Here is an 11,671-nt window from a genome sequence, read left to right as displayed (position 1 = left end):
ATGTTTTATCTTTATGTAGTCATATTCTTTCTTTGGACAGCTATTTGCTTATATTTATTACTAGGTGGAGCAGATTTTGGCGCAGGAATAGTAGAATTATTCAGCAGTAAAAAAAATAAAAATAGGGCTGGTAAAATTATGTATAAATCTATGGGCCCCGTTTGGGAAGCAAATCATATGTGGCTAATTATCGTAATCGTTATACTTTTTGTAGGGTTTCCCAATATTTATGCCACCATGTCTACTTATGTGCATATACCTTTAGTACTTATGCTTATAGGAATCATTGCAAGGGGCACAGCATTCTCTTTCCGAAATTACGATGTTGTAAATGATCATTGGCAAATTGTATATAATAAAATCTTTACTTGGTCTAGCTTAATAACTCCCTTCTTTTTAGGAGTTATTGCTGCTTCTACAGTTTCTATGACTATTGATACCGAATCTACTGATTTTTTGTCTGCCTATATTTTTAGTTGGCTCACTCCATTTGGATGTGCTTTAGGAATTTTCACCATTTCTATTTGTGGATTTTTAGCATCCTGTTATATTTTACCCCAAGTAAAAGAAAATAGCGATAAACAATTTTTGATAAAAAAAGTGAAAGTATTTCAACTTATAGTCGTTATTACAGGCATTTTAGTATTTGTTGCAGCTTATATATCTGATATACCAATTTTTGAATGGGTATATAAAGGAACAATAGGTCAAATTTCAGTGATATTGGCTACAGTTTCATTAATAGGTATATATTATTATTTGAAATTGAAAAAGTATACACCGATACGAATTTTATCTGGTTTTCAAGTAATTATGATATTATTAGCGGCTACATACCAACATTACCCCAATCTTATACTTTTAAAAAACGGCACATTATCTTTAATAAGTAATGAAGATGAACCCATGGCTATTAAAAACTTAGCTTGGGCATTAATGTTGGGAAGTATTTTTATTCTACCCGGTGTATTTCATTTAATTTATTCCTTTCAAAAGAATATTAATAAGGCATTCCCTAAATAATGGATTATTTTATTTAATGAAGATGAATTTGTTTTCTTTATAATTTGTAAATAATTTAATTAAACGATATATTTGCTTATAGTTTAAGCTCATGACAATAAATCACTTACTTATTAGATTATTCTCTCTATTTCTCTTATCAGGAATTTTATTAGGACAAAATAAAAAAGAGAATAAGATATTCCAATCTAAAATATCTAAAAATTTAATAAATCCTAAAAACGGACTTATACGTTGCGCTTCTACAGAATATGAAATGTTTTTACAAAGCAAATACACTAATCGAGATACCGAACAACAATTTGAAAAATGGATATCTCACAAAACTGATAAAATAAAAAAGGCTTTAAAATCAGGGAAATATACTAATGACACTCTCATAATTCCAGTAGTGGTACACATTATACATAAAGATAAAGCTATAGGAGAAAACGAGAATATTTCTAATGAAAGAGTGTTTTCTCAGATAACAGTTCTTAATCAGGATTATTTAAGAATAATTAACACTCCTGGGTATAATAATAATCCTATAGGGGCAAATGTAGGAATTGAATTTAAATTAGCAATTGTAGACCCTAAAGGCAACCCAACAAATGGTATAGACCGTATATCTTTAAAAAATTATATATGGGATACTGATAATGTTGAAAAAATTTTAAAACCTAAAACTCAATGGGATCCTAATAAATATTTTAATATATGGGTCTGTGAATTCGATGACTCTGGGGATTTAAAAAATACTTTAGGATACGCCCAGTTTCCTTCTGGTTCAAAATTAGATGGATTGGAAAATCTTGATGGAATAGCTGCTACTGATGGGGTAATTCTCGATTGGAGAGCTTTTGGATTTAGCAATAATGAAACAGACATTTATTATTCCGGATATAATAAAGGAAGAACATTAACTCATGAAATAGGACATGCCCTAGGATTAAGACATATTTGGGGAGATAATTCCTTATGTACCGTCGATGCCACTGATAGTAAAAACGATTATTGTTTAGATACCCCTGCTGCTGCTGCACCTAATTATTCTTGCATAACTATAGAAGATTCTTGTCCCAATGAACCTGGAAATGATATGACTGAAAATTATATGGATTATTGTAATGATACCTGCTTTAATACTTTTACTTTAGATCAAAAAGCAAGAATATTAGCTGTTTTAAAAAATTCCCCAAGAAGAGCTTCTTTGACTACTTCTGGAGTTTGGAAAACTCCTCAAAAAGTAAATATAGTAGAAGGAATCCAATTATATCCAAATCCTGCTATTAATGAATTAAATATCAAATTTTCTGACTCCAACAGGGTTGCTACTAGTTATAAAATATTTAACAATGTAGGACTTCTTATACGCAAAGATGTGATTGACTCTAAAACTGAATTCCAAATTAATACTTCAAATTTAATTTCAAATACATACATTTTAGAAGTCAAAACCAATAAAGGTACTGCCAAATTTAAATTTATTGTGAGAAGATAACATTAAGGAAATAATAATAAATATTAAAGGATTTAACTAATAGAGTTAAGTCCTTTAATACTTTTAATGCATTCGGACAGATAAAAAAATACTTTCATTAGTTTAAAATAATTATATTAAATACAAAATAAAAGTAAAGAAACATTTGTATTTCAACCTTATCCTCCATCTAAATTATAAGATATATTAACAAACATTAAAAAATTAATTTATATTAAAAATTTATATTTTTAAACACAAAAGATATAAAATATAGTTATTATATAATATTTCAATAAGTGCTTTTAAATTTATTTTTTATATAAAAAAAATAAATAAATACAAAATATAATATAAAAAAACACTTATATAATTATTATATACATTAAAAAGCCTCGTTACAATAACAAAAATTAAATAATAATTAACATAAACAAACAATAAATAATAATATAACATTAAATTGTTATATATATTTTATATTTAATAAAAATTACATTAAAATATATTATTTTATTTAAATTTGTGCGCAGATAAAATTTATCTTTAATAGTTTATAGTTTATAATTTTTAAATTAAAGTTCATTCAAAATTAATTTCAATGAAAAATTTATTTTTTACATTAATCACTTTCAATGTAAACATATTATTGGGTCAAATTGGAATAGGCACTCAGGATATAGAGACCGGACTAGTGCTAAAAATGAATAGTGAAAATTCTGGTATTTTAATTCCTCGATTAGCATTACAAGGAAAAAACATCCAAGCGCCTTTAGAAGGAGAACCTAAAACAGGATTAATTGTTTATAATACGCAAAGAAGCGGAACACCCCCTAACTATGTTTCTCGTGGATTTTATTATTGGGATGAAAAAACCTCTAGTTGGACGTCGGCATACATTCCTATTAGTCATTCCATTGCAAAATTTGCAAACTATGGAACAAATGTGGATTTTAACACTAAAGTTAATCCACTTAATATATTTGACGTGGAATTATTTAATGAAGATCCTTCTTTATATAAAAAATATTTAGACGGGATTAAAATTTATGAAACTGGTCTTTATAAATTCACTTTAAATTTAGATATGGACGGTACCAGTGATAGGGATATTTTTGAAATTGACATATTTGTAGATGACAAAAAAATACCCGAAACATTTTATGTCTGTACTGTAGATAATGCTGCAGGATCAAGCCAAGATATTGGATACGTATTTACAGTATACATCAATATTCCTCGTAATAGCTCCGGATCTTATATATACTTTAAAGGTAAAGAAGTAGACGGAGCAGCTAAAGTTACATTTAGAAAACCTAAGACATCCTCAGTAACCATTGAAAAAGTACGATAACTTAATTTTCAATTTAAAACATGAAAAAAATAATTTTTACAATAATACTTATAACAGTATTTTCTTTCACATTATTCAGCCAGGTAAAAATGGGTGAACAAAATGGTCTTATCCTTCAAATAGATAGTGAAACCAAAGGCGTATTATTCCCAATTGTTGCTTTAACAAACAGAAATTCCCAAGCACCTCTTACAGGTACTGTTCCTACAGGTACTTTTATTTTCAATACTAATACTTTTGGTGATTTTCCTTATGAAGTAACTCCGGGATTCTTTTGGTGGGACAATGAAAATTCACAATGGAATCCTTTAGCTTCGAGCAGAGAAAATTTTACAGCTAAATTTACAAATGTTGATTTTGGGGAAACTATTGATGGTGCAAATAATGATTACTATGATGGCAAATCAAAAAACATGAAAATATTTGGAAATATTGTTTTTAATGAAAATTATGAAGCCTTACAAAAAGATAGAGATAAAGATGATTTTTTAAAATTCAATTACTCCGGATTATATGCCATAAGCGTAGTACTTTCATTAAATAAATTTAATAAGAATCCTGCAATTGCACTAAAAGTCAATTTAGCTTTAAATGATAAACCAGTGGGAATTTCTCATTACGTAAGATCCTCTGCAGCTGTAACTTCTAAATCCGGAAGATTTTTTTCTAATTGCTTTACAGAATATATAGAAGTAAAAGAGGGAGATATTTTGACCCTAAAATCTGTTAGAGCCACTTTACAAGACCCAAAAACTTATAAAGTAAACTTTGATCAGCTAGGTAGTTCTTCTATAACCATATCCAGAATCAGATAAATTTAAACCATGAAAAAAATTATACCATTGTTATGCAGTCTTTTAATATGCCCGGTAATAAAAAGTCAAATAGGAATTAATACTGCTCAAATAAATAGTGCGTCAATGTTTCATATAAACAGTAGTACGAAAGGTGTTTTAGTACCTAGAATACAACTAAAAAGTATAAATAGCCATAGCCCTCTACCAAAAGATATAACTGAAGGCACATTAGTTTTTAATGAAGGTATTGCCGGAATCGGAGATGATAAAATATTTTCGGGGTTCTATTACTGGAAAGATTCAAAATGGAATACTTTAATGAGCAAAAACGATGATACCGATTATAAAGTTGTACAATTTTCCAACAATCCCGATTCTAAGTTTAATTTTAATGGTTCTACTATAGGTTTTGGTAAGGAGACGGATATTTTTGGAGTAGAAGTTTTTAATGATGATCCTAATTTATATAAAAAATTATCTGATAATTCCATTCAATTTTTAAAAGACGGATTATATTTTATTAATTTAAATTTAGCTTTAGAAGACGAAACTTCAAATAATAAAACATACGGGGTAAACTCTAACGTTGAAATTTTTATGAGTTTTACTATTGAACATAATGGTACAGAAACCCAGCCTGCCGAAGGAACCCTAACAATGGTACCTCAACTACATGACACTGGTTCCGAACTTATCAGTGATACTACCCCTAGTACTATTAATACTGCCAGTTCAAATAAAACATATTATACAAGAGGAAAGTTTACTTTTACCCAATACTCTTATTTACAAGCAAAAGAAGGAGATATATTAAGGCTAAGATCTCTTCAGACAAATACTACAACAAGGGCAAATGGAAGAGTTTCTTATGATAAAGAATCTTTATCTAATATAACTATTATAAAGTTAAATTAAACGTTTCCAAACTGGAAAAAAAAGATTAAAAATAATTTCAAAAGGATTTAACTAACTTTGTTAAATCCTTTTTTTAATTTATGAGATCTAGCTATACCATTTATAACGCCTCTGCCGGGGCTGGAAAAACCTATACTTTGGTTAAAAATTTTTTATCTATTTTATTAAAAAATAAACAGCCTGAAAGTATACGTTCTATTTTAGCGGTAACATTTACCAATAAGGCAGCAAATGAAATGAAAGCCAGAATACTTAAATGGCTTAAAGATTTTACTGAGGAGGCTACTTACTTATCAAATTCTATATTACAACAAATAGCATATGAAACAGGGATTAATATAGAAATTTTACATCAAAGATCAAAAAAGTCTTTATCATATCTATTACATCACTATTCTTTATTAAGTATAAGCACAATAGATAAATTCAATTTAAGATTAATGAGAGCTTTTACTAAAGAATTAGGACTTTCTTATTCTTTTGCTGTGGAACTAGATACAACAGAATATTTAAAACAATCTATAGATGAATTAATTGATGAATTAGGTACAGACAATCCATTTGCAGAAGTTATTCTGAATTATATTTTTTGGAAATTTGATAGCGAATCTTCCACAGACATAAGAAAGGAATTGCTTGTATCCTCACAGAATTTCCTTAAAGAAATGCATTTAGAAAAAATCCATTCTTTATCTTCTAAAGATTTTGAAGATTTTAAAAAATTGAATGTTCTTCTTTTAAAAAGAACTTCTTCCAATCATAAAAAAATAAAAGAATTTGCTATATGCGCCATAAATTTGATAGAAAATTTGGGATTACAAGCAAATGATTTTTACCAAGGTGGCAGAGGAATGGGAGGATTTTTTTATAAATTAACTGATGAAACTCTTATTAAACAAAATTATGCAGCCATTAATCTAAAATCTAATTTTTATAAAGATTTTTGTGAAAATGAAAAATATGCAAAACTAAAATCTACCAAAATAAATGAAATTGAATCTATCGCTCCACAACTTATAAAATATTTTTACCAGACTAAAGAGTTAATAAACCGGATTAAAATAGATGAATCGGTAAGACAAAATTTAATTACCATTGAGTTACAATCAGAAATATCTAGATTTCTAAACCAAAAAAAATCAGAAAATGACATTCTTTTTCTTTCAGATGTAAATCCAATAATAAATAATCATCTAAAAAATGAACCTGTTGCCTTTATATATGAAAAATTAGGAGGAAAATATAATCATTATTTTATTGATGAATTTCAGGATACCTCTCAATTACAATGGAACAATTTTTTACCATTAGTTGAAAATGCAAAAGTAACTTATGGTTCTTCAATTACACTAGTAGGAGATCCTAAACAATCTATCTACCGGTTTCGATCAGGAAAACCTGAAATTTTGATGAACCTGATTTCTAATTCTGAAAAGGAAAATATTTCTATCATAACCTTACCAAATAATTACAGAAGTCTGCCCAACATTGTCAATTTTAATAATGATTTTTACCAATTTATTGCAGAAACTGAACTCACAAATGAAGAAAACAAAAAATTATTTGGTAGCCATTCTTACCAAATTCCATATCTAAAAAATGGAGGAAGGGTTCAAATTTCATTTGTTTCTCCTGATATAGAAGAAAACAGCCCATTGGTCAATAGAATTTTAGAAATTATTGAAGAATCAATTTCAAACAGTTTCAATTTTAAAGACATAGCTATTTTAACCCGGAACAAGAAACATAGTTTCCCTATTATTGAAGCGTTAACCGAAAAAGGGTATCCGGTATTAACAGAAGAAGCATTATTATTATCTTCTTCTCCAGTCATCTTAACTATTATTTCCGCATTAAAATGGTTAAATACTCCTCAAAACAAAGAAGCTTTAATTTATACTCTATACCAGTTACATATACTACGAAAAATAAAATTAGTAGATTTTACTTCAGAAATGCTTAAAATAAAAGATTTATCTTTTACGGATACACTTCTTTACCTAAAAAACACTTTTGAAATAAATATATGCGATACGCTGAATAATAATTTAAGTTTCTATGATTTTGTGGAAAATTTGATAAGATCTTTAAAATTTGGAAAAGGAGATGAAATGTATCTTTCTGCTTTATTGGATGTAATTTTACATTTAGAAAAAAACGGAACAATAAGTATAAATGATTTTTTAGAAAATTGGGAATTAAAAAGTTCAAATCTTTCTGTTCAATTTCCAGAAAATATGAATGCTATACAAGTAATGACCATTCATAAATCTAAAGGTTTAGAATTTCCAATAGTTATTTATCCCTTGGCAGAAAACCGAGTTTATCAAGACGAATATTGGTTTCCTTTGGAGGAAGATTTGTATAATGGCTTTAACCAATACTACACCTATGGAAAATCAGGTGTAGACCAAACAAACGATGCTATTGACGAAGTTATAGAAATTAAAAAAAGTGAAAATTTTATAGATGATTTATGTGTTCAGTATGTAGCTACCACAAGGGCTTCGCAACAACTTTTTATATTAAAAGAACAAAAAAATTCAGATATAGGTAGAATAGAAAAATTTCTAAAAAAAAATCATTTCCCTACAGAAGGTATAATAGAACTATATCCGGACATCGAAACTCAAAAAATAAATTTGGATAATAAAAATTCTCTTGAAGAAAAAAATATTGATTGGATTTCAGAAAGCTGGTCGCAAAAAATAAAGGTAAGTACAGAAATTGGAAAAAAATATACAAAAGAAAATAAAGAAATCAGATATGGAAACATTATCCATCAGGTTTTATCCGAAATAACAACTGAAAACAAAGTTTACCCTATTATACAAAAACTCATTTTTGAAGGAATAATTGATAGGGAAGAAGAAAAATTAATCACTCAAACTATTAATTCAGTAATCAAACATAAACAATTAAAAAATTATTTTTCCGGTCAGTATTTTATATATCCGGAGAGAGAAATCTTATTTGAAGGAAGATTTTATCGCCCTGATCGTTTAGTAGAAATTAACGGATTTATATCAATACTAGATTTTAAAACAGGAAAAAAATTACCAAAACATAAAAAACAAATTAAAGAGTATGCTAAAGTTTTAGAATCTTTAGGAAAAAAAATAAAAGATAAAATATTAGTTTACATATTTGACAAAATTGAAATAGTAAAAGTAGATGCTAATCAGGACACAACTGAGAATTTACAAATTGATCTATTCACATAAAAATAGATTATTCATTTATAACGAAAAGTTCTTCAGAGTCTCCATGAAAAATTTTTCCATCCTCACATTTAATTGTCTTAGCCGGAAAATTTTTAATCATTGAATAATCATGTGTAGCCATAAGAATAGCACAATGATTCTTTTTAGAAATATTTTTTAATAAGATCATTATTTCATTAGAAGTTTCCGGATCCAAATTTCCTGTAGGCTCATCAGCCAATATTAAAGCCGGATGATTTAATAATGCTCTGGCTATTGCTACCCTTTGTTGCTCACCCCCCGAAAGCTCATGAGGCATTTTATGTTTTTTGGTGCCCATTCCTACACTGTCTAAAACTTCTTCTACTCTTTCACCAATGGCAAATTTATCTTTCCAACCTGTAGCTTTAAGTACAAAAATTAAATTTTTTTCTACAGTTCTGTCTGTTAATAACTGAAAATCTTGAAAAACTATCCCTAATTTCCTTCTTAAAATAGGTATTTCACTATTTTTTAGCGAAACCAAATCTATATCTACTACTCCTCCTTCTCCCTCTAACAAAGGAAGATCCCCATATAAAACTTTTAATAGCGAACTTTTACCACTTCCTGTTTTTCCTATAAGATAAGAAAAAGCCCCTCTTTCCAGCTTCAGATTTACATTACTTAGTATTAAAAGATTTTTCTGGTAAATATTTGCATTTTTTAAATATAAAATGGTATCACGCATTTTTAATTATTCTATCTTTAGGTTCTTATTATATTTCTACAAATGTAGTAATTAAATATATACCTTATTTTTAAACTTTTGTTAAAAAAAACTCATATGCAGTATTTTTAGTACTTTTGGTATATATTTAATTCTAAAATAACGCATGAAAAAAGTAATTCTTATTATTACAGCAATTACTATTCCTACCCTAGGACTATTTGCTCAAAATAATGCAATCAACCTACAGTACATGGACAAATCAGTAAGACCTCAAGATGATTTTTATAATTATGTAAACGGGAACTGGATGAAAACAACAAAAATCCCTGCGGACCATTCCCAATGGGGGAGTTTTAACCAATTAAGAGAAACTACCGATTCTATTTCTTTACAAATTTTGAAAAAATCATTAAATCAAAAGTTTCCTAAAGGAAGTGAAGGTCAAAAAATTGCTGATATTTATGCTTCGTTTATGAATATGGAAGTACGAAACAAACAAGGAATTGCTCCTATTAAACCATATTTAGATAAAGTTGATAAAATAAACAATTATAACGAATTGCAAAATTTATTAGTAGAATTTACCCCTATAGGTATGAATCCTTTCTATGAATTTTATGTAGATCCCTCTCCTAATGACAGTAATAAAAACATGGTATATTTAGATTGTGTGAAATTGGGTTTGGGAAGAGATTATTATCAAAAAAATGATGAAAAATCTGAACAAATATTAAAAGAATATACTCATTACCTAGCGCAATTACTAAAAATTATCGGTAATAAAACCCCTGATGTTACTGCCTCCAAATTGGTAAATTTTGAAAAACAATTGGCCCTTAGTCTGCTAACCATAGAACAAATAAGAGATGCTAAGCTACAAAACAATCCTTATTCTATAAAAGATTTATCTAAATTATCTAAAAACACTGATTTTGCAAAGTATTTTACTGATTTGGAAATAAAAGTGGACACTGTAATTATCCCTGAAAAAAAATATTATGAAAATTTTGATAAAAATATTAGTTCTCAAAAAATTTCACTACTTAAAGATTTTATAAAATTAGAAATTATAAGAAAAGCTGCCGGTAGTTTAACAGAAGAATTAGATAATGTAAATTTTAATTTTAATGGGAAAATTCTTCATGGACAAAAAGAACAGAGAGCTTTGGACAAAAGAGCCCTTACTTGCATTAACAGTTTAATTGGCGAGGCATTTGGAAAACTATATGTAGCTGAAGTTTTTCCTGAAGAAGCTAAAGTAAATGCTAAAGAACTCATAGATTACCTTAAAAAATCTTTTGTTACTCACATTCATAACTTAACTTGGATGTCTGCTTCTACAAAAGAAAAAGCAATAGATAAACTTAATAAATTTACTGTAAAAATTGGATATCCTGATCAATGGAAAGATTATTCCAAATTAGAAATTATTTCTATAAACGATGGTGGATCTTATTTCCAAAATAGTTTAAATGCAAAAATATTTAAGTATAATAAAAACAAAGATAAAATTGGTAAACCGGTAGATAAATCAGAATGGTTTATGTCTCCTCAAACCGTAAATGCATATTATAACCCCGCTTATAATGAAATTGTTTTTCCTGCAGCTATTTTGCAGCCACCTTTTTATGATTATAAAGCTGATGCTGCAGTAAATTTTGGAGGAATAGGCGCTGTAATTGGACATGAAATGACTCATGGATTTGATGACAGCGGTTCCCAATTTGATGGAGATGGAAATCTAAAAGACTGGTGGTCTCCGGAAGATAAAATTAAATTTGAAAAAGCAACTCAAGCTTTGGCTGTTCAGTTTAATGCTTGTGAACCTCTACCCGGTCAACATATTAATGGACAATTAACATTAGGAGAAAATATTGCAGATTTAGGTGGTTTAGCCATTTCTTTTGATGCTTTACAAATGTATTTAAAAGATAAGGGCTCTCCAGAAAAAATAGAAGGATATACTCCTAATCAAAGATATTTTATGTCTTGGGTTACTATTTGGAGAACTAAAATTACCGATCAGGCTTTAAGCAACCAATTAAAAACAGACCCACATGCTCCGGGGTATTACAGAGCCACCGTTCCTATTAAAAATGTAGATAATTTTTATAATGCTTTTGATGTAAAACCTGGTGATAATATGTATAAAGAGAAAGATAAAAGAGTAACTATCTGGTAATTATAAAAAAAGTATATTTTATT

Annotated in this window: 8 protein-coding genes; 7 read left to right on the top strand and 1 reads right to left on the bottom strand. The window is 28.1% G+C overall.

What is annotated here, in order from left to right; all coding sequences use genetic code 11:
- The 6 genes from C4S77_RS11055 to C4S77_RS11030 all read left to right on the top strand — a co-directional run bounded on the left by C4S77_RS11055 (position 1) and on the right by C4S77_RS11030 (position 8,775).
- A complete protein-coding gene (locus C4S77_RS11055) occupies positions 1 to 1,023 on the top strand; it encodes a cytochrome d ubiquinol oxidase subunit II (protein WP_105247600.1) in 1,023 nt (340 codons plus the stop codon).
- A 91-nt stretch (positions 1,024 to 1,114) separates the two neighbouring features.
- Positions 1,115 to 2,506 carry a M43 family zinc metalloprotease gene (locus tag C4S77_RS11050; protein WP_105247599.1) on the top strand — a complete coding sequence of 464 codons (1,392 nt, stop codon included), beginning with the start codon at positions 1,115 to 1,117 and terminating at the stop codon, positions 2,504 to 2,506.
- A 580-nt stretch (positions 2,507 to 3,086) separates the two neighbouring features.
- The gene (locus C4S77_RS11045; RefSeq protein ID WP_105247598.1) at positions 3,087 to 3,839 is read left to right on the top strand and encodes a hypothetical protein; all 753 of its coding nucleotides are present in this window, start codon (positions 3,087 to 3,089) and stop codon (positions 3,837 to 3,839) included.
- Positions 3,840 to 3,859: 20 nt separating this feature from the next.
- Positions 3,860 to 4,654: a hypothetical protein gene (locus C4S77_RS11040; protein WP_105247597.1), complete on the top strand. Its 795-nt coding sequence runs from the start codon at positions 3,860 to 3,862 to the stop codon at positions 4,652 to 4,654.
- A 9-nt stretch (positions 4,655 to 4,663) separates the two neighbouring features.
- Positions 4,664 to 5,551, top strand: coding sequence for a hypothetical protein (locus tag C4S77_RS11035; RefSeq protein ID WP_105247596.1), 888 nt, complete (start codon positions 4,664 to 4,666; stop codon positions 5,549 to 5,551).
- Positions 5,552 to 5,631: 80 nt separating this feature from the next.
- Positions 5,632 to 8,775 (top strand): UvrD-helicase domain-containing protein, encoded by a 3,144-nt coding sequence (locus C4S77_RS11030; protein WP_105247595.1) that lies wholly within the window; start codon positions 5,632 to 5,634, stop codon positions 8,773 to 8,775.
- Between the two features lie 7 nt (positions 8,776 to 8,782).
- Here the strand turns inward: C4S77_RS11030 and C4S77_RS11025 are convergent, their stop codons facing one another.
- Entirely contained in the window at positions 8,783 to 9,484 is a 702-nt protein-coding gene (locus C4S77_RS11025; RefSeq protein WP_105191756.1) for a cell division ATP-binding protein FtsE, read from the bottom strand.
- A gap of 145 nt (positions 9,485 to 9,629) precedes the next feature.
- On the opposite strand from C4S77_RS11025, the gene C4S77_RS11020 reads away from it, so the two are divergent.
- Positions 9,630 to 11,648, top strand: a complete 2,019-nt coding sequence (locus C4S77_RS11020) for a M13 family metallopeptidase (protein ID WP_105247594.1) — start codon at positions 9,630 to 9,632, stop codon at positions 11,646 to 11,648.
- Positions 11,649 to 11,671: the final 23 nt, after the last annotated feature.

Origin of the sequence: Apibacter adventoris (assembly GCF_002964975.1) — a bacterium.
GTDB lineage: Bacteria > Bacteroidota > Bacteroidia > Flavobacteriales > Weeksellaceae > Apibacter > Apibacter adventoris.
This window is presented reverse-complemented; position numbering and strand designations above follow the sequence as displayed.